Below are 24,338 nucleotides of genomic sequence, written 5' to 3'. Positions count from 1 at the left end.
TGGCGACGCGCCTTTTTGCATCGACGACGGTTAGCTACTACTGCAGGTTGCCCCAGCGCTCGACTGCCGGTTCCGCCGATGCCCACTTCCAGCCGCCGCTATCGTCATTGCCCTTGCACGCCTGGGCGAGGAACCAGTCCTCGTGCGCGTCCGGCTTATCGCCGTCAGCCACCGAGAACGCGAACTCACGGCACGTAGCCAGTGCGCTGCTGAATTCACGCAGCACCCGCACGTCGCCATGACCGTTCTCTACCGGCAGCGTATGTTTCACGCTCCAGGGTTTCGTTTCTCCGATCGGAAGATCCCCGGCGGTCGTCGCAATGGCGATCTGCTGGTCGCTGTGCAGGCGCTTCATCAGGCGATTGACGGCTTCGTCGGTGGCGGCCTGGACCGCGATACCCACGCCGAAACCAATCGCCGGATTGCTGGTGACCGCACCGGTGGACACACCCGCGACCGCGCCGGCCGCAGCGCCAATCGACGAGCAGCCGCTCACCAGAACGCAGCTCGCCGCCACGCCGGCCGCGAGCATCAGGCTGAGGCCGGGCCTCATTGCAGCGCACCCCAGCGCGGCGTGGCGGGTTCCGCCGACGCCCACTTCCAGGTCTGTCCATCCCGGCAGATGGACGCTACGTAGAAGCCGCTGTCGGAGGGATGATCCTTGGTGGCGTCGGTATCGACGGAGAAGACGATTTCCTTGCAATCGAGCGTACCGGTACTGATGACACGGCTGACCGTCACGCGGCCTTTCTCATCCGGTTCGATAGGCACGGTATGCACCGCGGCCCATGACGCCACCGCACCTACGGCAAGCGGCCCGGCTGCGCCGGCGATCCGGTCTTGCGTATAGGTGTGCATCACGCGCTCGCTGTACTGAACGCCGGCTTTCGCCGCAGCGACGGCGCCAAGACCGATACCGGTCGCCACCGCGGCATTGCGGGTCACGCTGCTCGCGATAGCGGCGCCGCCTACACCGGCGCCTGCCACGGCACCTTCGGTATATAAGGAGCTACACCCCGAGAGGGTGGCGCATGCGAGTGCTCCAATCAGGAGCGTTGTCAGTGCAACGGCGTGGGGGGGACGCCGGTGAATCGTTTTCTGCATAGTGCTGTACCTTCCTCGCCTTTCCTTATTCTTTCGATAACGGCAACCGGCTTGTCTGTGCCTGCACTGAAGGAACACTAAGCAATCGGAGCGCCCGCGCATTTTGAAGGACGCAGAGAGATGACGGGCAAAGAAATTTGCAAGAAATTGCAAATGCGGGGAACGTAGTGCGGAAAATGAAAAACTACCGTGACAATCATCGCTGATGAGCGCGTCGCCGGGGGATAAGCCGATGAGTCGAACCGGGGCTCATCGACTTGTTTGAGACTTAGCTTTCCGAGCCTGCCGACGTCGATGAATCCGCGTCGCCGCCTTCGTTCTCGTACATGCCGAGGCGGTTGTACAGCGTCTTGAGGCTCACGCCGAGCGCCTTGGCGGCGCGGCGTTTGTCTCCTCCGCAATGCTTGAGCGTGCCGAGGATGATTTGTTTCTGCGCATCGGCGAGTGGCGTGCCGACCCACACGTTCATCGCATCGCCTTGCGTGACCGGCTTTTTAACCCGCGATGCCAGGTGAGGATGCGCGATCTCCACCGTCTTCTCAGCCAGGATGAACGCGCGATACACGGTGTTCTTCAACTCGCGCACATTGCCCGGCCATGAGTACGTGCGCAGCATGTCGAGCGCGCGTTTGCTGAAGGATTTGTTCGTGCCTTCCTGCGCGTTCATCTCCGAGAGGAAGTGCTGCGCGAGAAACTCGCGGTCGGTATCGCGTTCACGAAGAGGCGGTGCGCGCAGGGGAAACACCGCGAGCCGATACATCAGGTCCTCGCGCAAGCCGTTCTCCTTGACCGCCACGATAGGATCACGATTGGTCGCTGCAATCACGCGGACATCGGAGTGAATCAGGTCATTGCCGCCCACCCGAAAGAACGTTCCTGTTTCCAGCGCGCGCAGCAGCTTGACCTGTCGAACCGGCGACATCTCGGTCACCTCGTCGAGGAACAGCGTGCCGCCGTTCGCGTGCTCGAAGTAACCGAGGCGTCCCTGCACGGCGCCCGTGAAGCTGCCTTTCTCGTGACCGAAAAGCTCGGGTTCGATGAGGTTATCGGGGATCGCGCCGCAATTCACGGCAACGAACGGGGCATCGCGACGGGCGCTCTGGTCGTGGATCGTGCGGGCAATCAGCTCCTTGCCCGTTCCCGACTCACCAATGATCAACGCGGTGGCATCGGTTGCCGCAACGCGCTCGATTTGGGAATACAGCTCCATCATCACGGGCGATGAGCCGTACAGAAGTCCATACGATTTCAGCCCGGCAATTTCACCCGCGTTGCGTTTTTTCTGCGATGGCGTGTCGCCGGAGGCGACGGCCGGCGAGTCCAGATCGGTTGACGCCATGAGTCTTTTGTCCTGCAAATGTGGTTCGGGCGACAGCTTCGCCGCTGACTGAAGACAAGGCGGTGCCGCTAGGTCGAGGCGGTCACCGCCAGTCAGATGGCAGGCCGGTTTGACTGCCGCTCGAGTGGGGAGCATCGTTCGACGGGCACCTGTCCCGTTATTTCGGGGGCCGGCGCGTGCATGCGGCTTATCTCATAAACCGTATTTAACCATCCGTAAGGACCCAGCGGCAATGTGCTTTGCATGGGCTTTGCCCTTCTTTGTCCTTTGTCGCGCAATTGCATCCGCGAATCTGCATACGAATTGAAAGCGCTGGCGAGAAGCCGGAAAGCTTCACCGATATCGTCTGAAATTGCGGGCGCCAGACGTAATTGTTACGCGTCAGACGTGTTGTCCAGCCGGTCTGCTTGCGTACAAGCGGAGGGCCAATGTCACCGCCGTATGCGCTTGACCGGGATGGAACGAAACCTGCGTCCATGGGTGGCATCTGCAATTGAAAGGCCGGTTTCCGGCACCAAGCCATGGAAGATTCCCTTCATTTCGACATTCCCGTGCAACAGCGCGTGCGGCCCGTCCGCCGGGCTCGAGTGCCGCAGCGCGCGGCAGGACGTCCGGAACTCGTGGCGGCCGAACCGATCAATCTTTATCACTGGGCCGCTGTCGCGCTCGTGACTGCGCTGATGTGCACGGTGATGGCGTGCGCTGCCGGCACACCGGCGCTGACGCGGGCAGCGAGCATCACCAGTGCGGTGTTCGCAGCGCTCGGTGGCGCGCTTGTGCTTGGCGCCATGCTGCGCGCAATGCGGCTGCGGCGTTCGGAACATCAGGCGCCACGGGATACCCGGGCATCATGATGCGAGCGCACCCGACGGCACATTCATCAGAGATATTCGACGTTAATGGCAAGGGGTTTCATAACATGAGTCAAACCACGGCCCAGATGTCGCTGGGCAAGCAAAAGATCATCGAAGACATCAAGGTCTTGCTGAACGATTCCGAAGAGCTCGTCCGGCTCAGTGCGTTGTTGCCCGCCGAAGGGGTCGACGCGCTGCGCACGCGCCTGCGGGATCACGTTGATGCAGCGCGCAATGCGCTTGAAACAGCGCAGTCCAGTGCGCAGGAGCGGTATCGCGCGAGCCTGGACGGCACCGTGCAATACACGCGCGACAACCCGTGGCAGGCGCTCGGCATTGCCGCGGGCATCGGCTTTCTGGCCGGCATCCTGGTTTCGCGATAGCCGCCTGAGCGTCGTAAGCGCTCTAACTGCTTTAACCGCTCCAACCACTCCACCCGTTCCAACCGCGATAAACGGAGGAAACACAATGGCACGACCCAAACTCGGCCTGTTCGGTGCGCTGTTCGCCATAGGCAGCGTCCTTGCCTGGCGATGGGCGCAAGCGCAGCGCGATGCGGCAAAACGCGGTACGCGTGAACTACATCGTTGGGAAGGCGAGGGCGGCAAGGTCGTCACGCCGGCCAGCGCTTCAAGTGCTACGCCTGCGGCGCCGGTCAAGCCGTCGAACAGCCCGGGCAATGGCGCGCTCGGCAGCACGCCGGAAGCGTGGCATTTTCCGCATAGCTGATACAGGCACGCATCTGCCCGATCAATTGCGCCTTCGGCACTCAGCCGGAGTCCCGGCTCATGAGGTGAATGGGTTATTCGAAACGCACGCCCCGGCGTGCGTTTCATCTTGATAAAGCCTTATAATCGACTAACTCATAGTAATAAGTTCGCTATATGGCAATAATTGCGCGATGCAGCCAGGCGCCATTCGCGAAACCGGAAAGACTTTCATCTTTCGGCGTACTTGAGTTTCTCTCAGTGCGCATTCGGCCTGGCGGCGTACTGCTCTCATAAGCACCGTCCCAGAGATCTCCACGACGCTTTCTGCGCCGTGTGACCCTCAACGCTTTGGATAAATTCGAGACGCATGCCACACGTATTGATTGTCGATGACGATCCCAGTACCCGCGAGGCACTAGCCGCGATCATCGGCGAAGACGGACTGACGACGGCTACGGCGGGCGACCTGCGCGAAGCGCGGATTCAGCTTGTGCGCCAGACGCCGGATGTCGTATTCACCGACCTCAAGTTGCCCGATGGTTTGGGCGTGGACCTGTTCGAGGATCTCGATCCCCGATCCGGCGTGGAAATCATCGTCATCACCGGACACGCCACGGTGGAGTCCGCGGTCAGCGCGCTCAAGATGGGTGCGACGGATTACCTCGTCAAACCCATCAACATGCAACGCGTGAAGGCGATCCTGAGCCGTCTGCCGCGTCCCGGCGACCTCAAGGCGGAGATTGGCACGTTGCGTGGCGAGCTGCGCCGCATGGGCCGCTTTGGCCTCATGCTCGGCAATTCGCCCGCGATGCAAACGGTCTACGACCAGATCGGCCGGGTAGCGCCCACGGCGGCTTCGGTCCTGCTGATCGGCGAATCGGGTACGGGCAAGGAAGTCGCGGCGCAGACGCTTCATGAATTGAGCCTGCGCCGCAAGCATTCGTTTATTGCGGTGAACTGCGGAGCCATCTCGCCGAACCTGATCGAGTCCGAGATGTTCGGGCATGAGCGCGGTTCGTTCACCGGCGCGGATCGTCAGCACAAGGGGTACTTCGAACGCGCGAACGGCGGCACGCTGTTCCTCGATGAAATCACCGAGATGCCGATCGAATTGCAGGTGAAACTCCTGCGCGTGCTCGAGACCGGCATGTTCATGCGGGTAGGTACGACGAAAGAACTCGAGACGGATGTACGCCTGATCGCCGCGACCAATCGCGACCCGGAGCAGGCGGTACTCGAAGGCAAGTTGCGGCTCGACCTGTATCACCGGCTCAACGTGTTCCCGATCAACCTGCCGCCTCTGCGCGATCGCGGCACGGACGTCGAATTGCTGGGCCAGGCGTTCCTAGACGAGCTCAATTCCCGCTACAACACCAAGAAGACGTTTCCGGCTTCGGTGCGCGACATGCTTGCGTCGTATCCGTGGCCGGGTAACGTGCGAGAGCTCAAGAACTACGTGCAGCGCGCGTACATCATGTCGGGCGCGGAGTCGGACAGTACCGCTACCGTGCCGCTGCAGATCTCGCTGGCGAAGCCGTCGGCGGGAACAGCCGTCACCATCGCCTTCGGCACGTCGCTCGCCGAAGCGGATCGCCAGTTGATCCTCGCCACGCTTGAACAGTGCGGCGGTGTGAAGACACGGGCGGCGGAGATTCTCGGGATCAGCCTGAAGACGCTGTACAACCGGCTGGTCGAGTACGGCGAGGACGCAGCGAACAAGGCGGCGATAAGCGAAGCCAGCGAAGTAGGCGATGCCGACGCGGGTCGCTCCTGAGCGTCAGGGTTGATTGGCGATGTAATCGCTGACGTAATTGCCGGCGACGTTTAGTGGATGAAGTGAGACGCCCGTGTCATTGGGACTTCGAAAGATGTCCGCTTTGGACGGGCGATTTTCGTTGGTGTGCGCGAATGCAGCGCCGATAATGTTTTAAGGCCCGTGGGTTGAATGAGAGAGACTTGAACCTGGGGAATGGCCTTTGCTGTGACGCAATGGCCTGGTTCGCGGGCGGAGCGCTACCTCGCCGGCATAGAGCCCGGCCGAGAGTCCTTGGCCGGATTGGCCGCTGCGCCCGAGCCGAACGAGTGTCATCATCATAAGATCCAGGGGGCCCGCCATGACCGATCTCGTCTCGCATCAACGCCAATCCCGGAACGTACTGCATGTGTCGCGTGTTGTGTGGCCGGCGTACTTCACGCCAGTCCGCGCTCAGACACCGCAGCCACCCGACCCGCCATTCAATCCCGATACGCCGCCGCCACCGTCGCCGCAAGAACCCCCGGACACCACTCCCGAACCGACGCGCGAGCCGCCGTCACCGCCGAGTCAGCCGATCGGCGATCCGCCTCCGGGGCCGAACGAAACGCCGCATTTTTCGCCGCATGTCCCGGGAACGCTGCATTGAAACCGCTCGTTAGCGGAGACTTTGAACATATTTCATCGCCGCTGTAGGCATTACAACGCATTAGGCAAGAATGACCGGATTTAAACATTGGGTCCGGTCGTTTCTGCAGGATTTTGTTAGTAATTCGCCGCCGAACACTTCTCCGACGGCCTTCTTTTCTGGAGGCACCCATGAGGCACCCCGCACTTCGTCGTTCAGCACGCCATTCATCGAAGCGTGAGCCGCGGCCCGATCCAGCCAAAATGATCCCGCCCGACGTTGCTGCTCCAGCCGATCCGGCCGATCCAGGCGCCTTGCCGCCGTCCCATGATCCAGCCGGGCAGAACCGCCCGGCGCCGGGCGTGCCGCCGGACGGCGACCATAACCAGGGTGGCATCCGAAAGGAAGGAATCGACTACCAGCGGGATCTCGGGTCCGAGCAAGACGCCTGAACCGGCCCTGAAGCAGCCGGATTGCGCGATGTGCGCCACCATGAAAATCTTCTGCGTGGCGCGTTATCGCCGCATGTTTTCGTTCGCCTGTCACATTTATACACAATTTTTATTTTCCAAATTGTAAAAAAGGCACGTGTCTTGCATTGCTATGTCGGTCAATTCGAACGAGCAACGACAACTGATGAGGTGAAGCAGTAATGAGCAGATTGATCGTGGTATCGAATCGCGTGGCGCCGATCCAGGAAGGCAAACCTGCCGCAGGCGGTTTGGCGATCGGGGTTCTGGACGCGTTGAAGGAGACAGGCGGTGTGTGGTTCGGCTGGAGCGGCGAGATTGTGGGTGAGGCCTCGGCGCCGGTCATCGAGAAGCGTGGCAACGTGACGTATGCGACCGTCGGGCTCACCCGGCGCGATTACGACCAGTACTACCGCGGCTTTTCCAACGCGACGTTGTGGCCGACATTTCACTACCGCAACGACCTGTCGCGGTTCGATCGTGAGGAATATGCCGGCTACGCACGGGTCAACGAGGCGCTGGCCAAACAGCTCAAGCCGCTGCTCGAACCCGACGACATCATCTGGGTGCACGACTATCACTTGCTGCCGTTCGCGCAGGAATGCCGGGCGGCGGGCATCATGAATCCCATCGGGTTTTTCCTGCATATCCCGTTTCCGGTGCCTGAGATCCTGCGTACGGTGCCGCCACACGAGGAGCTGATCAAGGCGATGTGCAGTTATGACATCGTTGGTTTCCAGACCGAGTCGGACAAGCAGTCGTTTGTCGACTACATCGAGCGCGGGCAGTTGGGGCATCTCAGCGAAGACGGGATGCTGCAGGCCCACGGGCGCATGCTGAAGGTCGGGGCCTATCCGATCGGCATTTATCCGGACGCCATTGCAAAGGCCGCCGAGCAATTTTCGAATCGCAAGCCGGTGAAGAGCCTGCGCGACAGTTTGCGCGGCCGCAAGCTGATCATGAGCGTGGACCGGCTCGATTATTCGAAGGGGCTTGCCGAGCGTTTCCAGGCATTCGAACGATTGCTGCTGCACGCGCCGGGGTGGCACGGGCGGGTGTCGATGGTGCAGATCGCACCGCCAACGCGTTCCGACGTGCAGACGTACCAGCGCATCCGGCAGAACCTGGAAGGGGAGGCTGGACGCATCAACGGCCGTTTTGCCCAGCTCGACTGGACGCCAATCCAGTATCTCAATCGCAAGTACGATCGCAGCTTGCTGATGGCCTTGTTCCGGTTGTCGCAGGTTGGGTACGTGACGCCCTTGCGCGACGGGATGAACCTCGTGGCGAAGGAATATGTGGCGTCGCAGGACCCGGCCGATCCGGGGGCGCTGGTGCTGTCGCAGTTTGCCGGCGCGGCGGATCAGTTGCCGGGCGCGCTGGTCGTCAATCCGTTCGACCTGTCGCAGATGTCCGAGGCATTGGAGCGGGCGCTGTCCATGCCTCTCGCCGAGCGGCAGGCGCGTCATACGGACATGATGGCGCCGCTGCGTGAGAACAATCTGTCAGTGTGGCGCGATTCGTTCCTGAGCGATTTGCGCAGCGTGGCAACGGCTGCGTCGGTCACGAAGAAAGCGGTGCGGCAAGTGACGGAGGCGAAACGCCCGGCGCGCGCGTCGAGCTAAATGCAGAGCTAAAAACGTAAGACGAATCCAGCCCCGCGCCGATAAAACGACGCGGGGTTGTTTGTTTACGGGAAATAATAAGAAATACTAAATAAACTGGCAGGAATCTCCGCCAATCCGACAGCCGCGGCCAAACTTAAAATTCGCGCTACCATCGCGGAAGCGATATATGCGGGAGCGCCAAGCCTTGAACACAGCAGCCAAAGACCAACGACTAAAGTCCTTCTGGTCCTGGATACAGGACCCGATCGTCCAATGGTCGCAGGACCACGGCGCGATGTTTTCGGCTGCAATCGCATTTTTTGCGGCTTTCTCCCTGGCGCCGACGCTGGTGATCATCATTGCGGTGGCAAGCATCTTCTTCGGCGCCGACGCGGTCCAGGGGCGTCTGTTCGGTGAAATTGCCGGAATAGTAGGCGCCGACGCCGCGCACGGCCTGGAAGCGATCGTCGCCAACGCCTGGCATGCGGACATAGCCACGCGCACTGCAATCTTGTCGGGGGTGGGCGTGCTGATCGGGGCGTCGGCGACCTTTTCATCGCTTTACACCGCGCTCAACGTCATCTGGCCCGCGCCTATCACCGGCACTCGCGCCAGCATCATCGCGCTTCTGCGGGTCCGGGCGATCTCCTTCGCGTTTGTCCTGGGGGCGGCCTTGCTGATTGTCGCGTTGCTCGTGCTCGACGCCCTTGTAGTCCTGGTCGGTCAATGGGTGCTCGGCACGAGCGGCCCGTCCTACCTGATCGCGGCGGTGGCGCAGCGCGCCATTTCCTTGCTGATGATGGTGCTCGCTTTCGCGGTGCTGCTTAAATTCCTGCCAAGCGCGCGTATGCAATGGCGTGATGCCGCGCTCGGCGCATTGACCGCGGAGGTGTTGTTCGAGGGAGGGAAACGGCTCTTCGCGTTCTATCTGCAGCACGCGGGCACGGCGAATACCTTCGGTGCGGCGGGGTCGCTGGCGATCATCCTGATGTGGCTGTACTACTCGGCGGCGGTCTTCCTGCTGGGCGCGGAGGTATCGGCAATGATCGCGCGCAGACGCACGCAAAGAGTCTCCGGCTGGCGATAAAAAAAGCCCCCGGAAGTCTTCCGGGGGCGTTTTTTACAGGCCGTGCAGACGGACGTTTTTACTTCAACCGCGACGCAGTTCCGCCGGCGGCACCTTCATCAAATGGCGGTACTTCGCCACGGTCCGGCGCGCCACAATCACGCCCTGATCCGCAAGCATCTTCGCGAGGCTCACGTCGGACAGCGGGTCTGTGCTGCTCTCCTTCGCGATCATTTCCTTCAGCAGGGCGCGCACGGCAGCGGCCGAGCAGGTGCCACCGCTTTCGGTGCTCAGTTCGCGCGGGAAAAAGTGCTTGAACTCGAAAATGCCTCGTGGCGTGGACATGTACTTGTTGCCTGTCGCGCGGGAAATGGTCGACTCGTGGAGTTCGAGTTCATCGGCGACATCGCGCAGTACCAGCGGCTTCAACGCGATTTCACCGTAGTCGAAAAACGCCTTCTGATGCGAGACGATGCATTCCGCCACGCGCTGGATCGTCGTAAAGCGTTGCTGCGCGTTGCGGATCAGCCAGCGCGCTTCCTGCAGTTGCTGAGCAAGCGGCGAGCGGCTTGTGCCAGCCGACTGCGCGAACAATTCCGCGTACATGCGATGAATACGGGCGCGGGGCAGCACGGCCGGATTGATCGTCACGACCCAGTTCTTCTTGACCTGGCGCACGATCACGTCGGGGACCACATAGTTGTCTTCCGCCGCGCCGTAGTTCGCACCCGGCTTCGGGTCGAGCTTGCGCACAAGCGCGCAGGCAATGCGCAGTTCTTCCGCGCTGCAGCCGATCTTCTTTTGCAACTCGGCTTGCTCGCGTCGCGCAAGCCGCTCGAGATGATGCGTGACGATCTCGAGTGCGACTTCGCGTCCGGGCGTTTCCGGATCCAGCGCGTCGAGTTGCAGCGACAAACATTCGGACAGGTTGCGCGCCCCCACGCCAGGCTTGTCGAGCGATTGCACGAGCTTCAACGCAATACTCAACTCTTCTTCTGACAGCGCCGGCTCGATATCCACAAGCTCCGACAGTTCCTGGAGATCCTGACGCAGATACCCGTCGTCATCGAGTGCTTCGATGATGAGCTGCGCCACTGCCCGGTCGCGATCATTGATGGGATAGAGCCGCAGCGTATCGTGCAGCGTTTCATGCAGCGACGGTTCAATGCGAACCCAGTCAGCCGGGTCGGAGCCTTCGCCATCGCCGTTATTGCGTGTCGATGTCCGGCCGAACGGGTCCGACGAGAACTCGTTCATCGAATCCTCGTGCGACGACGAGTCGCTGCTGTCCGATGTGTCGGTGTTGCTCTCGGCGCTCATGGGGGCGTCGACAGGCGCGGTCTGGTCGCTGGCCACAGGCGTGTCGCCCATGGAGTTGCCGTTGTCGGTGGAGAGCGCGTTGTCTTCCGCTTGCGTCTCGTCGTATTCGAGGAAGGGGTTCGTATCAAGCGCGTTGCGCAATTCCTGCTGAAACTCGAGCGATGAAAGTTGCAGCAGACGGACCGATTGCTGAAGGCGCGGCGTGAGCGCAAGACTTTGCTTGGTGCGTAGTTCGAGGGAAGGCGGCATTGCGTGTTGTTCCTCAATGTTGGGACTTTCGTGGGTCCTTTAAGAGCAACAGTCATGCCATGCACACTGCAGAGTGCGTGAGCACTAGATTTCAATACGATTTTCGTTCGTCGGCGGCATGCCGAGGCGTTCGATCGGCGGCCAAATGCGCGCACTTTTTACACGCGAACAGGCAAAAGCACTGCGGGTATGAAGGGTCAGGCCGAGTCCTCCTCCATGAATAAACATTGCATCGATAAAAAAGCGGCCAGGCGTTGTCGCGCGCGGTCTCAACGCGCTTTCGGGTTACATTTGCCCGTTGCAGCGGACCATGCGGCACGCTGATTGCGTATGACCTATCACTACCGGTAGCGTCCTGGCGCTACCGGTATGAAAACGAGCAGGGCTTTGCAGCAAGGATGCTGCGGCCGTACGAGGCGGCCTGCGCTCGAATAAGACAGCGGTAACGCCGCAGTTTTTTTAAATCACTCTAGAAGGAGAGCAACGATGAAATCGACCCAAATCCTGAAGGCAGCCTGCGGTATCGCGTGTGTCGTGTTCGCACTCAACGTCAGTGCACAAACCGCCACGACGTCGACAGGCGCCTCCACGTCGATTGGCACAAAGGTCGATGACACGGCAATCACCACCAAGGTCAAGGCGGAATTGCTGGGCGCGAAGAACGTAAAGTCGACGCATATCCATGTGAAGACGCGTGCAGGCGTGGTGTCGCTGACCGGTACGGTGCCGTCGGCTGAAGACAAGAGCGGCGCGGAAGACGTGGTGTCGAAGGTGGACGGCGTGGCGTCGGTGCGCAATCACCTGAAAATCGTAGAGTAAGTGTTGTAGAAAAAACGGGCAGCGTGCTCGCTGCCCGTTTTGTTTTTGTCTGGTTGCCAACCGGGCTGCGGCAGGAAGTAATTAGTAAGAAGTACGAATTTTCATAACGACGATGTCCGTCACTCGTAACTGCTCTGGTCTCGATTCAATATCAACGAACCAGATCCTCAGGAAAAGGTGATTCCCGTGACTCGGACGAAAAATATTGCTGTGTCTGGTGCGCTGTCTCTCGCGCGGCGAGTCGGTCATCCGAGAATTTACTACGTATAACGAATCGGTATATGAACATGCGCTCCAACAAAAAAGCCGCCGCGGATTTCAACGCAGCGGCTCGATGGTGGCATACGACCAATAACTACGGCTTGGCGACGGCGTATTGGTCTCGCAGATTGCGGATACGGTCGTGATTTTCAATTACGCCCTGGTATTGGCGCTCGACGATAGCGCGCACGTCCGCCGGTAGTTCCTTGTCCAGAGCGTCACGATAGTTTTTCTTCGCGACGTCTTCGCCGCGCTCGCATTCCTCAAGGATTGCGTGATCGGTACGATGGGCCACCGCCGACTTGATGTCCACCCAGCCGCGATGCAACGCTCCGCCCACCGTGCCGCCGGTCTGCGGCTTTCCGCCCAATCTTGCGACCACATCCTGCAACTCGTGTGCACCCCGCGCGCAGTCATCGGCGCGGTCTGCGAAGAGTTGCTTCAGGGTCGTGTTCTTGGTGTCTTCCGCGGCCTTCCGGAAGCCCTTTTCGCCGTCCTTCGACGTTTCAACCAGATCGTTCAATACCGATACGACTTTTGTGCTCATATGAACCTCCTGTGAGTGATCGAAGATAGCCCGCGGACCTCTGAATCCCTGCATCGCGGTCCACAGGGGAGTCGCAACGGCCGTGCCCGATATCGCCTGACCGACGGGGCCCGACGTCGCGAATCGGTACAAACAAGCCGCGACAAGCCGCGCTTCGTGCTCACGCATTGTCTTGAAGGAGAGAGCCAATATGTAGCATGTGCTTTGCGTGAAAGTGATCCAGGCCGCCCGGGAAGCGACCTGAATCACCTGACCTTATGCACCAACTACCTACCAACTGACGCACGCGGTTCGGCGAACTCGCGAACCGGTTCCGGCGGCTTGACCGGATCGAAGTCGGCCCAGCGGCCATTGCGCCATTGGCCCGATGCACGTTCGACTTCTATGCCGCCCGCGTCACGAAGAATGGCTGCTGCCTGCGCCTGCAATTCCGGTCCGACATGCACGGCTACGACAACACCGGAATGCCTCGCGTCAAGGGCGTTGGCCGACCCGTGATTCTCTGCGCTAGTCCACTGGGCGGGATCGCGTTTGCCCGAACGCGCATGCGACATGGCACCCATCAGCGACCCCACATAAGCGCCTGCTCCGGCAGCAAGCACCGCGGCGAGCCAAGGCGCCTTGGTCAACACGAAAATGCCTGCACCGACAATTGCGCCGAGCACCGCGCCAATCGTGACGCCCTTGCCCGCTCCCTTCGATGCGTCCTTGGCACCTGCGTCGGCGTGGTGGTCGCCGCCCGTTTCGATCAGTGCGTGCTGGCCGCTCGGGGCGACATAAAAGAGCGTGACATCTTCTTCGACAAACCCGTTCGCGAACAGGCGCTGGGCTGCGGCTTCTGCTTTGGGAAAGGTTTGAAACCGTCCTGCAATGATCAGGGACATGAGGACCTCCAGGAAGCGTTTGTTTCAATGAAACGCGTTGATGAACCATGACGGACGAAGCGCGCGCTCACTCCGGTTCCATGCCCGCCACGCGGAACAATCCGCTACGTAATACGACGCTCTCTCCGCCATTGCTGTCAAGCGCTTCCGCACACACCGCGCGGATTCTTGCGCGGCCCCGTTCGAACGCCGGGAGCAGATCGTCTTCCCGTGCGGAAGCGGCGCCGAAATGATCCTCGAGCGCTTCAGCGGTGATGGAACACACGACCGGCTGGGCGTCGATCAGCGCAGTGAAATGAAGCGCCAGATCGTCGCCGTCGTAGGTGGGGGCGTCGTCGGAAAACCGGATATGCATGGTCGAGTCCTCGTAGGCCGGCCGGGGTTGCGGAAAGGATGAGGGGGTGAGCGAAGCGGAGGAGGCCGTCATGGCGTCACCCCGTTGAGCCTGTCGAGTTGCTGCGCCATTGCGTAGTGATGCTTGATAATCGGCAGCGCGTGGACGTCGACCTTGACCATGTCGCGCTTGTCGGTCTGCACGAAACCCTGAGTTTGTCCCGGCTTTTGCGAGATCGCGCGGACTTGCGTGCCGTTTGCTTTCAGCGCGTTCCGCGGCGCGACGGGTTTGGCTTGTTCGAAGCCATCCACAGCGAGAATCACGACCCTGCAACTGGCGAGGGAATCAGCCATGAATAAGCTCCCTGATGCATTGAACAAAGCGGCCCCCAGGTGCGGGGCCATGTTCGTTCAATTCAGCAAAGGGTGTGCCTACAAAGCTGTAATGCGAAGCTGTAGTGCAGGTCTGGATAAGAGAAGCGGATGCGATAGCTTCAGGCGGTCGCGGGCGTCCCGCTGCGCGAAATGCGCATCAGGCTGACCATCGCCGCCGCGGCAGCGAAGCCCGCCGCGACAACCAGCGTAATGGTCGTGCCGTGCTGCGGTGCAATGCCGAAGATCAGGGCGACGAGCGCCGCACCCAGTGTCTGTCCGGAGAGCCGTGCAGTGCCGAGCATGCCGCTTGCACCGCCGCTGCGATGACGCGGCGCCGCCGACAGCATCTGGCGATTGTTCGGCGACTGGAACAAACCGAAGCCGAGGCCGCACAGCGCCATGCGCCACGCGATATCGAAGGGCGCAGGATGCGCACCGGTCGTCGCGAGGAGCAGCAAGCCAAGCGTCATGATGGCCAGCCCGATGCCGCCGAGCATGCCCGCCGAATACCGGTCGGACAACATGCCGGCGAGTGGCGCGATGAATACGATCACCAGCGGCCACGGCGTCATCAGGAATCCTGTCTGCACCTGGCTCATGCCGAAGGTCTCCTGCAGCAGGAACGGCAGCGAGACGAACGTCAGCATCTGCGCGGTGAACGAGCAAAAAGAGGTGGCGATCGACAGCGCGAACACGGGGATTCGCAGCAGATCGATAGGCAGGAGCGGCGCGGCCTGCGTCAGTTGGCGCCGCACGAAAAAGTATCCGATCGCGCCGGCCACCAGGAACTCGGCGACCACATACAGACGATGTTCGCCGTGGCCGAGCCCATCGACAGCGGTGATCGCGAGGCCGAACACCGCCGCGTTCATCACCGCGCTGAGATAGTCATAAGGCTGCCGGTGTCCCAGCGTGCGCGGCAACGCTCGCCAGCCAACGGCGCATGCGGCAACACCGATCGGCACGTTGATCGCGAAGAGCCACGGCCAGGGTGCAACCGCGAGGACGCCGGACGCGACCGTGGGTCCTATGACCGACGAGATCGCCACCACGGAGGCGTTGATGCTCACGCCGCGGCCCAGATGCTCGGAGGGATAGATCATGCGCACCAGCGCCGTGTTGACGCTCATGATTCCCGCCGCGCCGAAGCCTTGTATCACCCGTGCAATGGCGAGCGACGTGAGCGAGCCCGAGAGCGCGCATCCGAACGACGCGATGGTGAATAGCGCGAGTCCGGACATATACACCCGCCGGTAGCCGATCCGGTCGCCGAGCGAGGCGAGCGGCAGCAGCGAGACTGTGATGGCGAGCTGATACGCGTTGACGACCCAGATGGAGTCGGCGGGACTGGCGTTCAGATTGCGGGCGATGGTCGGAAGCGCGACGTTGGCGATGGCGCCATCGAGTACCGCGAGCGTAATGCCGAGCGCCACGACCAGGATGGCCCAATAGCGCTGGGGAAGAGGAAGACCGCGTTCTGCGTCCATCGGTAGGGAAGAAGAGGGGAGCGGCGAAGTGTAAGGCTCGCGCCTTTCAGACGGGTTACTGCAAGACGCGCAGGGCCGCGCGCGGCCAGGCTAGCCAACGCGCGGCCCCGTGTTCCGGCGCTTATTTCAACTGGTACAGGCCGGTGTAGGTCGCCGAATCGATCTCATTCAGATGCGTCATGAAACGCGCGACTGCATTGGTCGCGGAGGCATCGAGCGACAGGTGATCTGCCTTTAGCGCATGGATCCGGAAAATATACCGGTGCGGTTTGTCGCCGCGCGGCGGTGCGGCGCCGCCGAAGCCGACGGTGCCGTAGTCGTTGCGCATTTGCAGCGCGCCGGCGGGCAGCAGGCTGCCGTCGGCCTTGCCGGCGTTTTGCGGCAGCGAGCGCGTGTCCACCGGAATGTTCACCACGATCCAGTGCCAGAAGCCGCTGCCGGTGGGCGCGTCGGGGTCGTAGACGGTGACGGCGAGGCTCTTGGCCTCGGGCGGCACGCCGTCCCATTGCAGCGCGGGCGAGACGTTTTTGCCGTCTACGCCGAATGCTTGCTGATCGAACTCGTGATTCTTCGTGAGATGTCCGTTGGCCGCGAATTCATCGGACCAGATGCGAAAGTCAGCCATGGAAGGGTGTCTCCTTTGACGGGGTTTAACGGAGTTTGACGGGGTTTGAAACCCCGGCGCCTGGCCGCGTTCAGTCCGTTCGCGCGGGCGTTTGGAGGCCGCATGGCCTGCGGCCGTTCAGCGCCTTCGTGCAGCAAACATGCCTGTAGTGCATCCATTGTTGCTCAACGTTGCCGCGAGTGTGTCGCCTGCGCTATTTCGTTCAGCTTTTTTCCGCCACGTCTGCGCATAAAATGGCGGAACCGGACCATATCAAGCTGGATCATCGGAAAAGGATGGACATGCCGAGCAACCAGGGGCGCGTTTTGCAGACTGTGGCAGCGGCATTGACAATGGCGTCGAACGCACCGGCGGACGATGCCGATATGTTCGACCTCGCGCCCGTTTCGCTGTGGCTCGAGGATTTCAGCGCCGTGCGCGAGATATTCGAAGGCTGGCGCGCGCAAGGCATTGCCGATTTACGGGCTTTTCTGCTTGAGGACCTGGCCCGGGTTGCCGAATGCTCGTCGAGTATCCGGGTGATCAAGGTCAACCAGCGCACGCTCACGCTGTTCGGCGCGAAGGATGTCGACCATCTGGTCAGCAATCTCGGCACCGTCTTCCGCGACGACATGCTGCTGACTCACGTCGATGAACTCGAACAATTGTGGTCGGGCCTGTCGGCCTTCACCAGCAAGACGGTGAACTACACGCTCGACGGCAAGCGGCTCGACGTGTTGCTGAAAGCGGTGATCCTGCCGGGCCACGAAGCAACCTGGGACCGCGTGCTCGTGACGGTGGAGGACATTACCGAACTGGAGAATGTGCGCCGCAAGGCCGCGCTGAGCGAGCTTTATGCGCGCGGCCTGTTCGAGCATTCGCCCGTTTCCCTGTGGGTTGAAAACTTCAGCACCGTGAAGGCGCTGCTTGACGATATACGTGAACGCGGGATTGTCGACTTCCGGACCTTCACGAATGTGCATCCGGAATTCATCGAGCGCTGCATGCAGGAAATTCATGTGCTCGACGTGAACCAGCACACGCTGACCATGTTCTGCGCACCGGATAAAGCCGTTTTGCTGTCTCGCCTCGGCGACGTCTTCCGCGACGAGATGGTGGGCCATTTCCAGGAGCAGCTCATCGATCTATGGGAGAACCGGCTTTTCCATCAGCGCGAGGTGGTCAACTATTCGCTGGAAGGGCAGCAGTTGCACGTGCATCTGCAATTCTCGGTGTTTCCCGGTCACGAGGCCGACTGGGATCTCGTTCTTGTCGCGCTCACCGACATTACCGCGCGCAAGAAGGCGGAGGCGTACCTGGAATTTCTCGGCAAGCATGACGCGCTGACGAAGCTCAAGAACCGTTCGTTCTACATCGATGAAATGAACCGGCTTGAGCGCAAGGGGCCGTTCCCTGTGACCGCGGTAGCCGTTGATTTGAACGGTCTCAAGGCCGTCAACGATCAACTCGGCCACGCAGCCGGTGACGCGTTGTTGCGGCGCGCGGGCGAAGTACTCAGCAAGGCGGTGGAGAAGCCGAGCCACGCCGCGCGTATTGGCGGCGACGAGTTCGTGCTGCTCCTGCCCGGCATGGACGAACGCGGCGGCGCTGCGGTGATCGAAAGCATCCGGCAACTGCTTGAGGTGAATAACCAGTTCTACTCGGGTATGCCCTTGAGTTTTGCGATGGGGGCGGCTACCGCGCAGGACGGCGAGCGGCTGGAAGTCATGCTGCAGCGCGCCGATGCCGTCATGTATGCCGAAAAGCGCGCTCATTACGGCGCATCCGGCTAAGCCCTCGCGGCGTCACTTCGTCAGGTCGTCGATACCCTGGGTCAGCGCCGGGCACGCCTCGCCGATCTCTTTTGCATACTCGGTGGGGTTATTGGTTTTCATCGCCGCGAAGCGATCGACGGTCGATTGCGCTTCCTTGTAGCCGAGATTCCACTCGCCGTCGAAATCGGGTGCGGCGGGAAAATTCTTGCGCGTCAGCACCTTGAACCGATCGATTTTCTTGCGGTCGATGTTGCAGATATCTGCTGCGCCGCGCGCAATGTTGGCGCTTGTCCGTACGCCTTCGGCCGCGAGACTTTGCGGTGACGGCTGCTGCACTCCGGGATGGCCCGGCGGCAGCGCCTGAGCGGGAAACGGCTGCTGGGCAGGCGCGGTTTGTGCGTTGGCATTCAACGCCTTGGCGTACGCGCTACCTGCGATCACGCATGTAATCAGCGCTGGCCTGAGCATCGAGTTGAAGGCCGACGCAATGCGCGGCAGGGCTTGCTTGTGAGTCATTCGGGTCCTTGTGGGGGCGTGCAGCCGGGGTCTGCAAAATTCTGCGGAAGTATAGCGAAACCCCGGAGAAACCCCTTGAAACAAGGGTTTGCGTGAAGAATTCCCCCGCGATCAATGCCCAAATGCCCATGCTAAAATCTTTTCTACCCCAAGGCGCTCTGCACAATAAACGATGAAAAAAGCAAGCAAAGTGGCAGCGCCGGTTCGTTCGAGCAAGGTACGGAGCCAGGCACCGGACATCAAACGAAAGTACGACCCGGAACAAACCAAACGCAACATCATCGACATTGCCACCGAGGAGTTCGCGGCAATGGGTTTGAGCGGCGCACGGGTCGACGCTATTGCGGAGCGCACCAATACAACGAAGCGCATGTTGTATTACTACTTTGGAAGCAAGGAAGGGCTGTACGAAGCGGTTATCGAGGAGGCGTACGGCAGGATCCGCGCGCTTGAACAGTCGTTGCATCTGGACGCCATGGACCCGCGCGAGGGCTTGCGCGAGCTCGTCGAATTCTCGTTCGACTTCCACGATAAAGAGCGCGATTTCGTCCGTCTCGTGACGATCGAAAACATCCATGGCGCGAAGTACGTGAGCCAGTTGAAGACGTTCAGGGCACGCAACGCAAGCGTAGTGAAAACCATCGCAGACCTGATCGCTCGTGGCGTCGCGGCGCGGCAATTTCGCAGCGACGTCGATCCCGTGGACCTGCATCTGTTTATCAGCTCACTGTGTTTTCATCGCGTCTCGAACCGGCATACCTTCGCCGTCGCTTTCGGGCGTGATCCATCTGGAGCGAGATCGCGGGCCCGGCATCGCGAGATGATTGTCGAGGCCGTCATGCGGTTCATGCAGCGCTGAATCCAGCGCCGCCGCGAAGACTGTTCGATGACACGCGACGTGCGGATCAAGTCCGCGGTCTGCGCCCCCAATTACGGGCGCTTGACCTATGCTTGAATCATGGCAGTCGACCGACATGGAGGGCGCCATGGAGGGTTTAGCGAATATCCTCGTTGGGCTTGCGGCTCTTGCCGTGCTTTCGATCGCGGTGCTGGCGCCCGACTGGCGTGGTGGATTCCGCAAACGTATGCTGGGCCGCCGCAGTCATGGCAGCTACGGCACGTTACGCGACTGGTGGCTTCGGCACCGGCACTGAGCGCCTGGAACCTGCTTACGAACCGTCGTTTCCTGAGGGACGTGCCGGGTTCGGCTGCAGAACCATACGTGGCACGGGAAGTATTGGCGACGTGAGATTGGGCGTGAATTCGGGGGCAGTGTCGCGCGTCCGGTTGCTGGCTTCGTGTGCATCGATCTGCAAATACAGCCGGTGAACCGTCTGGATCTGCGTGTGCGTAAGATGCGAACTCCGCGCGACCAGTGCAAGCCTCTCGCGCCAGTAGGTCGGCGGCATGATGGGGCTCAGGGCATCGTCGATCAATGAACGCCGCATCACCAGTTCGAGGTGCGTCAGTTCCTGGTCCGCAAACAGCGCGGACGGCGTGCCTTGGAGTTTGATGTCGATGATTGAGTCCATCAATGCCTAACGGTAGTGGTGGAAAAAACTTTAGCGAATTTCAGGTCGGTACAAACCCGAATTGGCGGCTTATCGAATGGGCCTTGCCATTGCCCGGTCCAGATCTGAGCGCGCACGCTTCACCTTGCGTTCCCAGGCCGCAATGTTGAGTTGATCCGTGCCTTTTTTCCTGGCCCGCTCCAGTTCGGCTTCCCAATCACGCAAGCGATTCCTGGCCTCGGCTATGGCGCTGTCGTGGCGTCTCAATGCATCCGCACGTTTTTGCGCAATGGCGTCGGGCGTGCATTCGGCATTGGTCTTGTTGAGTTCGGCTTGCAGTGCGTCAAGTTGGCCCGAGTTGTCCTGTTCCAGCGCGGTGGCCATTTGCCTTTCGAGTGCCTGGCGATGGGCATCGCAGGCATCGGTTTCCTGCGATGCGCGTGCGGTCGACAAACACAGGCTGAAGGCGACAGCGGCAAGCAATTTCATATCGGAATCCGTGGCTGACGAGATTGGGCAGGGGCAAACGGTGTCTAATCCGACACGAGGTATTTTCTCGTTCGGTCGCGACGGGGCGGGGTATTAATAAATAGCCCTCGCTTATCCGTTCATCCCGGCAGAGTCGGCGTATTTTAACGAGTTTATGGGGACCGATGGGGCCAATACGATAACCGTGTGCGGGCCAGTAATGCACGTGATTGCGCGTCCATGCGGAACGCGTCTTGCGCGAACCTGCTGGAACCTGTCAAACGTTCACATTTTCGCGAGGAATACGCCGATGCGTTTCGATTACAACGGTTTTCACATCGACTGCCGCTCTCGACACGATCAGGATGGCTTGTATTACGCGCAGGCTCGCCTGATCCGTATGCCGGCAACGGGCGAGGGGCATCCGGAGAAACATGAGTCGGGCGACATCGACGCGTTCGATAACGACGGTGACGCCATTGCATGCGCCCGGGCGTGGGCGCTCGACTGGTGCGAGGCGCATGGCGCTTGATGGCGAGCCCGAACGCACCATCATGCTAGGATCGCGCCCTGCCAACGGGAGACATCATGCGTTATATGCACAATGAACATGTCATCGACGTGTTCGTCGAACAACGCGGCACCCGCTGGGACTGGTCCGTGCAGGCGGGGAGCTTGCCGCTCAAGACGAATGCGGGCGAGATGGCGCCGACCAGCAATGTCGCGGAAAACGAAGCGCTGCACTGGGCGAAACGTGAGTTGAACCGGCGTTTTCCGGTGGAACCGGAGTGACCGCTTGATTGACTCGACGTCGCTCATGAACACTGCCCGGTGCTGCCGTTCAGGTAGTGGCTAATACGGGCTTAAAGTTCCTTGCGTCGACGCCGTTAGTGTTGGCATGGATACCAAAGAACCCACTCCCGAAGCCTCCCGCGCCCTCATCCGGGCTGCGGGTGAAACCCTCGAATTGATCTGCCGCCTGCGTGGGGTTGATATCGAAGAACTCTCCGATGACGAGTTAGGCGAATTCTTTTCCCATGCGCTCGGCGATAACATCGTCGGCCCCTGGTGATTGGGATCAGCGGTTCTTCAAGCTTCAGCGAGACATCAAAGTCCGATAGACGTGCGCCATTATTCCGCTCATGAACCTCGACAAACTGGCTTATACCGATACCCGCAGCGCATTGAATGCGGCCGACGAAGCGTTGGAATTGTTTTGCCGCTTGCGGCAGATTCCGCTCGACAGTTTGTCGGACGCCGAATTGGGCGAGTTCTTTTTTAATGCACTTGAAGACGAGCTCGGTGGGGCCGCTTATCTCGGCGATCGAACTTAAGGATCGTATTGGGACCGATGTGACGGCGTTTGCAATGGGCGCCAGGATGTTTTTTCGCGGAGCGCCAGGGCGTGGACTGCTTACGTTTTATTACGGTGGCACGTCAGGATCCGGTCTGGCGTGGTTAATCGAAAATATCACGCATCTGGGTCTAAAGTTTCGTTCGCAGAGGCCGTTAGCGGATGCATGGACACGACCAACCCCACTGCCGCCGCGTTTAGGAATCTCGTCATTGCCGCCGACGAGACGCTCCACGTGCTTTGCCGCATGCGCGGCATTACGCTCGACGATTTGTCGGAGGACGCACTGGAAGCGTTTTTCTTCCAGGCACTCGATGACGAATTCTGGGTCGGCGCCCGGTAGATATCAGCGCACGGATCTCCGCCGGCATTGAACGGCGGCTTCTCCCGTTTCCCCTTTATCTATGCAAGCAGGTCCGGCCGCCTTGTGAAGCGCGGATTGGCTAGCCACGCAACAAACTCGTCACGCCACTGCTCGAAAGCATTCTCGTCAAGGTCGAACACTTCGTCGACATGGCCTGCGTCTCGCAGATAGGCTCCCACCACCTGACGCCCGTCCCAATAAGCAACCGCAAAATCGGTCAGGTCCGCGGTCATGCCGCGCGGCTGATCGCGAAGCAGCATGTTGAGTTGAGCCTTGAAAACGGTGAAGGTCGTGGCCATGGTCGGGTCCCGGAAAAAAATCGAAACCCTGCGAGGCGGTACAGGGTTCGCTAAGAGTAGCGCTTTCTGCGGCCCTCGTGCAGTGGGATAAGCGGGCCGGGCAACAAGCCGTGCAGAGACGGATACAGGAAATCCCCTAAGACCATAACGACACAAAAAAGCCTCGCGGCACGAGGCTTACGAGGCTTGGAAAGTCGGTGAGACGGTGTGAGATAAATCGATGCGAGAACTCTGCCGCGCCGTTGCTTAAATCGCACCTCGTGCGATTGCATGCACATTCGATCCACTTTCCTTTTTGCTCGGTGGGATGAAGTCAGTTGCGTGAAGTGCGACCGTGTCCGAACTGGCAATCGGACGCCTCTTGCTGGCTCGAACGAGGATACGCTCTAGAAATTCGTAGAAGAGTTCGAGTTGTCTCGCGTCTGAAGCTCGTGGCTCGAGGTCGAACACATCTTCGAGCACGCGGCGCGACATATGGAAACGTTGAAGTCCGTGGACCATACGAACCTGGAAGACGACGCCGTCACTGCTGTGCGGCACCGCTGCCCAAATAAGCACATGGCTACTCATGGAACCCCCGTGATCACAATCTTAAGATGAAAAGCTATTCAATTCATAATCGCATAAGCAAATGCGGGTGAATATATTTCAAAATTGTGACGTGAGCAGATTTGACATTTTCGCCACGGTCTCATATTGCGATGCAGCAAAATATGTATAAACTGGAAAACGGGCGTCTGCATTTGCGCTCGCAGTTCTGTTCTGACGGGAGAATGTGCCATGACGACTTCTCAGTCCTCACATACTCCAACCGCCCCCGCATTGCATGTGTTCGAGCAAGCCGGCGGCTGGCATTGGGGTATTACCGTCCCGCGAATGATGGGATCCGGATTCAAAGTAATTGCGTTCAGTGAGAAAACCTTCTCGGTTGAAGACGCTGCACGCACCGACGGGAGCCAGGCGCTAGCCAGCCTTGCAGATAACAGCACATGCAACTGACTTGCCTGCAACGGCGCTTGTAAATAATCTCTACCCGGGGGTAAGCGGATCCTGGCTGCGTTCGACGGTATTTTGTTGCGGTAGTATCACGCGTAGGTGAGTTGTAGCTCGCTACCTTCCACGTCTTTCACCCGTGAGCGATGCAAAAAAACGCCTCGTGTCGATGCCGGGAATGTTCTCGCAAGCAGTACGCGTTGGAGCGTCTGCGTCTCGCGACCGACCGTCTCAACCTCGCCGAGTCAGAGGTTGAGAAGACTCTCGCTACTCGCTGGGTAGCTGCGTGGGCCAGTGCAATTGGCAATCGCCGCTTTCCCGCATTCGCCGATGGACGACGGGCTTATAGGCCGAGAAGGTGATCGGTCGGAGCTCGGATTCGCGAGGATGGGTTCGGAGTTTGATTACGCCAGAATCACGCCTGATGAAGCCGCGTTGCTTGCGGATAAAGGGCGGCTGGCATGGGACTGGTCCCCCGGCAGGAATCACGGATTCAACACTGATATGGATTTGTGCGGGATCGTTTGGATTTATACCCCCAAAAATACCCCTTTGCGTATGATCGGTGTCGCTCAAACGTTGAGCGACACCTAACAAATGGTCTGCTAGACTCGCGCGAATTCCAAAAAGAAATTATAAAAAGACGCC

The 24,338-nt window shown here is 60.2% G+C and carries 33 protein-coding genes; 18 read left to right on the top strand and 15 right to left on the bottom strand.

The window, feature by feature from the left end; all coding sequences use genetic code 11:
* Positions 1-37 precede the first annotated feature (37 nt).
* The 3 genes from AWB69_RS19015 to AWB69_RS19005 form a co-directional block, all read right to left on the bottom strand.
* Entirely contained in the window at positions 38-553 is a 516-nt protein-coding gene (locus AWB69_RS19015; RefSeq protein WP_062087485.1) for a hypothetical protein, read from the bottom strand.
* Positions 550-1,104 (bottom strand): hypothetical protein, encoded by a 555-nt coding sequence (locus AWB69_RS19010; RefSeq protein ID WP_062087484.1) that lies wholly within the window; start codon positions 1,102-1,104, stop codon positions 550-552. Before AWB69_RS19010 ends, AWB69_RS19015 begins: the two co-directional genes overlap by 4 nt.
* A 268-nt stretch (positions 1,105-1,372) precedes the next feature.
* Positions 1,373-2,443, bottom strand: a complete 1,071-nt coding sequence (locus AWB69_RS19005; RefSeq protein ID WP_062087483.1) for a sigma-54 interaction domain-containing protein — start codon at positions 2,441-2,443, stop codon at positions 1,373-1,375.
* 521 nt (positions 2,444-2,964) lie between these two features.
* On the opposite strand from AWB69_RS19005, the gene AWB69_RS19000 reads away from it, so the two are divergent.
* The 8 genes from AWB69_RS19000 to AWB69_RS18965 all read left to right on the top strand — a co-directional run bounded on the left by AWB69_RS19000 (position 2,965) and on the right by AWB69_RS18965 (position 9,552).
* Positions 2,965-3,297 (top strand): hypothetical protein, encoded by a 333-nt coding sequence (locus AWB69_RS19000; protein ID WP_062087482.1) that lies wholly within the window; start codon positions 2,965-2,967, stop codon positions 3,295-3,297.
* 65 nt (positions 3,298-3,362) lie between these two features.
* Positions 3,363-3,680 carry a DUF883 family protein gene (locus AWB69_RS18995; protein WP_062087480.1) on the top strand — a complete coding sequence of 106 codons (318 nt, stop codon included), beginning with the start codon at positions 3,363-3,365 and terminating at the stop codon, positions 3,678-3,680.
* 85 nt (positions 3,681-3,765) lie between these two features.
* Positions 3,766-4,026, top strand: coding sequence for a hypothetical protein (locus AWB69_RS18990; protein ID WP_062087478.1), 261 nt, complete (start codon positions 3,766-3,768; stop codon positions 4,024-4,026).
* 348 nt (positions 4,027-4,374) lie between these two features.
* Positions 4,375-5,781: a sigma-54-dependent transcriptional regulator gene (locus AWB69_RS18985; protein ID WP_062087472.1), complete on the top strand. Its 1,407-nt coding sequence runs from the start codon at positions 4,375-4,377 to the stop codon at positions 5,779-5,781.
* 340 nt (positions 5,782-6,121) lie between these two features.
* Positions 6,122-6,409, top strand: a complete 288-nt coding sequence (locus tag AWB69_RS18980) for a hypothetical protein (protein ID WP_231937168.1) — start codon at positions 6,122-6,124, stop codon at positions 6,407-6,409.
* A gap of 170 nt (positions 6,410-6,579) precedes the next feature.
* Positions 6,580-6,840 carry a hypothetical protein gene (locus AWB69_RS49500; RefSeq protein ID WP_075643946.1) on the top strand — a complete coding sequence of 87 codons (261 nt, stop codon included), beginning with the start codon at positions 6,580-6,582 and terminating at the stop codon, positions 6,838-6,840.
* A 200-nt stretch (positions 6,841-7,040) separates the two neighbouring features.
* Positions 7,041-8,483 (top strand): alpha,alpha-trehalose-phosphate synthase (UDP-forming), encoded by a 1,443-nt coding sequence (gene otsA / locus AWB69_RS18970; protein WP_062087468.1) that lies wholly within the window; start codon positions 7,041-7,043, stop codon positions 8,481-8,483.
* Between the two features lie 169 nt (positions 8,484-8,652).
* Positions 8,653-9,552, top strand: coding sequence for a YihY/virulence factor BrkB family protein (locus tag AWB69_RS18965; protein ID WP_062087467.1), 900 nt, complete (start codon positions 8,653-8,655; stop codon positions 9,550-9,552).
* A gap of 63 nt (positions 9,553-9,615) precedes the next feature.
* Here the strand turns inward: AWB69_RS18965 and AWB69_RS18960 are convergent, their stop codons facing one another.
* The gene (locus tag AWB69_RS18960; RefSeq protein WP_062087466.1) at positions 9,616-11,100 is read right to left on the bottom strand and encodes an RNA polymerase factor sigma-54; all 1,485 of its coding nucleotides are present in this window, start codon (positions 11,098-11,100) and stop codon (positions 9,616-9,618) included.
* A 486-nt stretch (positions 11,101-11,586) separates the two neighbouring features.
* Between AWB69_RS18960 and AWB69_RS18950 the strand changes: the two genes are divergently transcribed.
* Entirely contained in the window at positions 11,587-11,919 is a 333-nt protein-coding gene (locus AWB69_RS18950; RefSeq protein ID WP_062087464.1) for a BON domain-containing protein, read from the top strand.
* Between the two features lie 355 nt (positions 11,920-12,274).
* On the opposite strand, the gene AWB69_RS18945 is transcribed toward AWB69_RS18950, so the two are convergent.
* The 6 genes from AWB69_RS18945 to AWB69_RS18920 form a co-directional block, all read right to left on the bottom strand.
* Complete coding sequence (locus tag AWB69_RS18945) at positions 12,275-12,727, bottom strand: PA2169 family four-helix-bundle protein (RefSeq protein WP_062087463.1); 453 nt, start codon at positions 12,725-12,727, stop codon at positions 12,275-12,277.
* 266 nt (positions 12,728-12,993) lie between these two features.
* Positions 12,994-13,611 carry a hypothetical protein gene (locus AWB69_RS18940; RefSeq protein WP_062087461.1) on the bottom strand — a complete coding sequence of 206 codons (618 nt, stop codon included), beginning with the start codon at positions 13,609-13,611 and terminating at the stop codon, positions 12,994-12,996.
* A gap of 67 nt (positions 13,612-13,678) precedes the next feature.
* Entirely contained in the window at positions 13,679-14,038 is a 360-nt protein-coding gene (locus tag AWB69_RS18935) for a DUF1488 family protein (protein ID WP_062087459.1), read from the bottom strand.
* A complete protein-coding gene (locus tag AWB69_RS18930; RefSeq protein WP_062087457.1) occupies positions 14,035-14,298 on the bottom strand; it encodes a type 1 glutamine amidotransferase family protein in 264 nt (87 codons plus the stop codon). The genes AWB69_RS18935 and AWB69_RS18930 overlap by 4 nt, the downstream gene beginning before the upstream one ends.
* A gap of 140 nt (positions 14,299-14,438) precedes the next feature.
* Positions 14,439-15,806, bottom strand: a complete 1,368-nt coding sequence (locus AWB69_RS18925) for an MFS transporter (protein ID WP_062087455.1) — start codon at positions 15,804-15,806, stop codon at positions 14,439-14,441.
* A gap of 121 nt (positions 15,807-15,927) precedes the next feature.
* Positions 15,928-16,431 carry a YbhB/YbcL family Raf kinase inhibitor-like protein gene (locus AWB69_RS18920; RefSeq protein ID WP_062087453.1) on the bottom strand — a complete coding sequence of 168 codons (504 nt, stop codon included), beginning with the start codon at positions 16,429-16,431 and terminating at the stop codon, positions 15,928-15,930.
* A 332-nt stretch (positions 16,432-16,763) separates the two neighbouring features.
* On the opposite strand from AWB69_RS18920, the gene AWB69_RS18915 reads away from it, so the two are divergent.
* Positions 16,764-18,203 (top strand): sensor domain-containing diguanylate cyclase, encoded by a 1,440-nt coding sequence (locus tag AWB69_RS18915; RefSeq protein ID WP_062087601.1) that lies wholly within the window; start codon positions 16,764-16,766, stop codon positions 18,201-18,203.
* A gap of 12 nt (positions 18,204-18,215) precedes the next feature.
* On the opposite strand, the gene AWB69_RS18910 is transcribed toward AWB69_RS18915, so the two are convergent.
* Positions 18,216-18,701 (bottom strand): hypothetical protein, encoded by a 486-nt coding sequence (locus tag AWB69_RS18910; protein WP_231937166.1) that lies wholly within the window; start codon positions 18,699-18,701, stop codon positions 18,216-18,218.
* A gap of 172 nt (positions 18,702-18,873) precedes the next feature.
* Here AWB69_RS18910 and AWB69_RS18905 point away from each other — a divergent pair, with 172 nt between their 5' ends.
* Both AWB69_RS18905 and AWB69_RS18900 read left to right on the top strand, forming a co-directional pair.
* A complete protein-coding gene (locus AWB69_RS18905; protein WP_062087451.1) occupies positions 18,874-19,560 on the top strand; it encodes a TetR/AcrR family transcriptional regulator in 687 nt (228 codons plus the stop codon).
* Between the two features lie 88 nt (positions 19,561-19,648).
* Positions 19,649-19,855 carry a hypothetical protein gene (locus tag AWB69_RS18900; RefSeq protein WP_062087449.1) on the top strand — a complete coding sequence of 69 codons (207 nt, stop codon included), beginning with the start codon at positions 19,649-19,651 and terminating at the stop codon, positions 19,853-19,855.
* A 15-nt stretch (positions 19,856-19,870) separates the two neighbouring features.
* Here AWB69_RS18900 and AWB69_RS18895 read toward each other — a convergent pair whose 3' ends face one another.
* Both AWB69_RS18895 and AWB69_RS18890 read right to left on the bottom strand, forming a co-directional pair.
* Positions 19,871-20,233, bottom strand: a complete 363-nt coding sequence (locus tag AWB69_RS18895) for a hypothetical protein (protein WP_063977854.1) — start codon at positions 20,231-20,233, stop codon at positions 19,871-19,873.
* A gap of 69 nt (positions 20,234-20,302) precedes the next feature.
* On the bottom strand, positions 20,303-20,701 hold the full coding sequence (locus AWB69_RS18890; RefSeq protein ID WP_062087447.1) for a DUF1090 family protein: 399 nt from the start codon (positions 20,699-20,701) through the stop codon (positions 20,303-20,305).
* A gap of 289 nt (positions 20,702-20,990) precedes the next feature.
* Here AWB69_RS18890 and AWB69_RS18885 point away from each other — a divergent pair, with 289 nt between their 5' ends.
* The 5 genes from AWB69_RS18885 to AWB69_RS47815 all read left to right on the top strand — a co-directional run bounded on the left by AWB69_RS18885 (position 20,991) and on the right by AWB69_RS47815 (position 22,377).
* Positions 20,991-21,212, top strand: a complete 222-nt coding sequence (locus AWB69_RS18885; RefSeq protein WP_062087444.1) for a hypothetical protein — start codon at positions 20,991-20,993, stop codon at positions 21,210-21,212.
* 56 nt (positions 21,213-21,268) lie between these two features.
* Positions 21,269-21,472, top strand: coding sequence for a hypothetical protein (locus AWB69_RS18880; RefSeq protein ID WP_031361269.1), 204 nt, complete (start codon positions 21,269-21,271; stop codon positions 21,470-21,472).
* 106 nt (positions 21,473-21,578) lie between these two features.
* Positions 21,579-21,752, top strand: a complete 174-nt coding sequence (locus AWB69_RS47820) for a hypothetical protein (RefSeq protein ID WP_156528899.1) — start codon at positions 21,579-21,581, stop codon at positions 21,750-21,752.
* 70 nt (positions 21,753-21,822) lie between these two features.
* Positions 21,823-22,014: a hypothetical protein gene (locus tag AWB69_RS18875; RefSeq protein WP_062087442.1), complete on the top strand. Its 192-nt coding sequence runs from the start codon at positions 21,823-21,825 to the stop codon at positions 22,012-22,014.
* A 186-nt stretch (positions 22,015-22,200) separates the two neighbouring features.
* Positions 22,201-22,377 carry a hypothetical protein gene (locus tag AWB69_RS47815; RefSeq protein ID WP_156528898.1) on the top strand — a complete coding sequence of 59 codons (177 nt, stop codon included), beginning with the start codon at positions 22,201-22,203 and terminating at the stop codon, positions 22,375-22,377.
* Positions 22,378-22,436: 59 nt separating this feature from the next.
* Here the strand turns inward: AWB69_RS47815 and AWB69_RS18870 are convergent, their stop codons facing one another.
* Both AWB69_RS18870 and AWB69_RS18865 read right to left on the bottom strand, forming a co-directional pair.
* Positions 22,437-22,697: a hypothetical protein gene (locus AWB69_RS18870; RefSeq protein WP_062087440.1), complete on the bottom strand. Its 261-nt coding sequence runs from the start codon at positions 22,695-22,697 to the stop codon at positions 22,437-22,439.
* 246 nt (positions 22,698-22,943) lie between these two features.
* Entirely contained in the window at positions 22,944-23,267 is a 324-nt protein-coding gene (locus AWB69_RS18865) for a hypothetical protein (protein WP_062087439.1), read from the bottom strand.
* 210 nt (positions 23,268-23,477) lie between these two features.
* On the opposite strand from AWB69_RS18865, the gene AWB69_RS45880 reads away from it, so the two are divergent.
* A complete protein-coding gene (locus AWB69_RS45880; protein WP_075643945.1) occupies positions 23,478-23,696 on the top strand; it encodes a hypothetical protein in 219 nt (72 codons plus the stop codon).
* Positions 23,697-24,338: the final 642 nt, after the last annotated feature.

The organism is Caballeronia udeis, from assembly GCF_001544555.2.
Lineage (GTDB): Bacteria > Pseudomonadota > Gammaproteobacteria > Burkholderiales > Burkholderiaceae > Caballeronia > Caballeronia udeis.
The sequence above is the reverse complement of the archived record's forward strand: the minus strand, read 5'-3'. Positions and strand labels throughout refer to the sequence as shown.

Bases quoted from the DNA above. Each gene is read 5' to 3' on its own strand.
- AWB69_RS18900 (WP_062087449.1), top strand. From the start codon at position 19,649: ATGCTTGAATCATGGCAGTCGACCGACATGGAGGGCGCCATGGAGGGT.
- AWB69_RS47820 (WP_156528899.1), top strand. From the start codon at position 21,579: ATGGATACCAAAGAACCCACTCCCGAAGCCTCCCGCGCCCTCATCCGG.
- AWB69_RS18925 (WP_062087455.1), bottom strand. From the start codon at position 15,806: ATGGACGCAGAACGCGGTCTTCCTCTTCCCCAGCGCTATTGGGCCATC.
- AWB69_RS18990 (WP_062087478.1), top strand. From the start codon at position 3,766: ATGGCACGACCCAAACTCGGCCTGTTCGGTGCGCTGTTCGCCATAGGC.
- AWB69_RS19000 (WP_062087482.1), top strand. From the start codon at position 2,965: ATGGAAGATTCCCTTCATTTCGACATTCCCGTGCAACAGCGCGTGCGG.
- AWB69_RS18940 (WP_062087461.1), bottom strand. From the start codon at position 13,611: ATGTCCCTGATCATTGCAGGACGGTTTCAAACCTTTCCCAAAGCAGAA.
- AWB69_RS18935 (WP_062087459.1), bottom strand. From the start codon at position 14,038: ATGACGGCCTCCTCCGCTTCGCTCACCCCCTCATCCTTTCCGCAACCC.
- AWB69_RS19005 (WP_062087483.1), bottom strand. From the start codon at position 2,443: ATGGCGTCAACCGATCTGGACTCGCCGGCCGTCGCCTCCGGCGACACG.
- AWB69_RS47815 (WP_156528898.1), top strand. From the start codon at position 22,201: ATGGACACGACCAACCCCACTGCCGCCGCGTTTAGGAATCTCGTCATT.
- AWB69_RS19010 (WP_062087484.1), bottom strand. From the start codon at position 1,104: ATGCAGAAAACGATTCACCGGCGTCCCCCCCACGCCGTTGCACTGACA.
- AWB69_RS45880 (WP_075643945.1), top strand. From the start codon at position 23,478: ATGACGACTTCTCAGTCCTCACATACTCCAACCGCCCCCGCATTGCAT.
- AWB69_RS18920 (WP_062087453.1), bottom strand. From the start codon at position 16,431: ATGGCTGACTTTCGCATCTGGTCCGATGAATTCGCGGCCAACGGACAT.
- AWB69_RS18960 (WP_062087466.1), bottom strand. From the start codon at position 11,100: ATGCCGCCTTCCCTCGAACTACGCACCAAGCAAAGTCTTGCGCTCACG.
- AWB69_RS18985 (WP_062087472.1), top strand. From the start codon at position 4,375: ATGCCACACGTATTGATTGTCGATGACGATCCCAGTACCCGCGAGGCA.
- AWB69_RS18965 (WP_062087467.1), top strand. From the start codon at position 8,653: ATGCGGGAGCGCCAAGCCTTGAACACAGCAGCCAAAGACCAACGACTA.
- otsA (WP_062087468.1), top strand. From the start codon at position 7,041: ATGAGCAGATTGATCGTGGTATCGAATCGCGTGGCGCCGATCCAGGAA.
- AWB69_RS18910 (WP_231937166.1), bottom strand. From the start codon at position 18,701: ATGACTCACAAGCAAGCCCTGCCGCGCATTGCGTCGGCCTTCAACTCG.
- AWB69_RS18875 (WP_062087442.1), top strand. From the start codon at position 21,823: ATGAACCTCGACAAACTGGCTTATACCGATACCCGCAGCGCATTGAAT.
- AWB69_RS18870 (WP_062087440.1), bottom strand. From the start codon at position 22,697: ATGGCCACGACCTTCACCGTTTTCAAGGCTCAACTCAACATGCTGCTT.
- AWB69_RS18880 (WP_031361269.1), top strand. From the start codon at position 21,269: ATGCGTTATATGCACAATGAACATGTCATCGACGTGTTCGTCGAACAA.
- AWB69_RS18950 (WP_062087464.1), top strand. From the start codon at position 11,587: ATGAAATCGACCCAAATCCTGAAGGCAGCCTGCGGTATCGCGTGTGTC.
- AWB69_RS18995 (WP_062087480.1), top strand. From the start codon at position 3,363: ATGAGTCAAACCACGGCCCAGATGTCGCTGGGCAAGCAAAAGATCATC.
- AWB69_RS18865 (WP_062087439.1), bottom strand. From the start codon at position 23,267: ATGAGTAGCCATGTGCTTATTTGGGCAGCGGTGCCGCACAGCAGTGAC.
- AWB69_RS18895 (WP_063977854.1), bottom strand. From the start codon at position 20,233: ATGGACTCAATCATCGACATCAAACTCCAAGGCACGCCGTCCGCGCTG.
- AWB69_RS18890 (WP_062087447.1), bottom strand. From the start codon at position 20,701: ATGAAATTGCTTGCCGCTGTCGCCTTCAGCCTGTGTTTGTCGACCGCA.
- AWB69_RS19015 (WP_062087485.1), bottom strand. From the start codon at position 553: ATGAGGCCCGGCCTCAGCCTGATGCTCGCGGCCGGCGTGGCGGCGAGC.
- AWB69_RS18945 (WP_062087463.1), bottom strand. From the start codon at position 12,727: ATGAGCACAAAAGTCGTATCGGTATTGAACGATCTGGTTGAAACGTCG.
- AWB69_RS18915 (WP_062087601.1), top strand. From the start codon at position 16,764: ATGGCGTCGAACGCACCGGCGGACGATGCCGATATGTTCGACCTCGCG.
- AWB69_RS18905 (WP_062087451.1), top strand. From the start codon at position 18,874: ATGAAAAAAGCAAGCAAAGTGGCAGCGCCGGTTCGTTCGAGCAAGGTA.
- AWB69_RS18980 (WP_231937168.1), top strand. From the start codon at position 6,122: ATGACCGATCTCGTCTCGCATCAACGCCAATCCCGGAACGTACTGCAT.
- AWB69_RS18930 (WP_062087457.1), bottom strand. From the start codon at position 14,298: ATGGCTGATTCCCTCGCCAGTTGCAGGGTCGTGATTCTCGCTGTGGAT.
- AWB69_RS18885 (WP_062087444.1), top strand. From the start codon at position 20,991: ATGCGTTTCGATTACAACGGTTTTCACATCGACTGCCGCTCTCGACAC.
- AWB69_RS49500 (WP_075643946.1), top strand. From the start codon at position 6,580: ATGAGGCACCCCGCACTTCGTCGTTCAGCACGCCATTCATCGAAGCGT.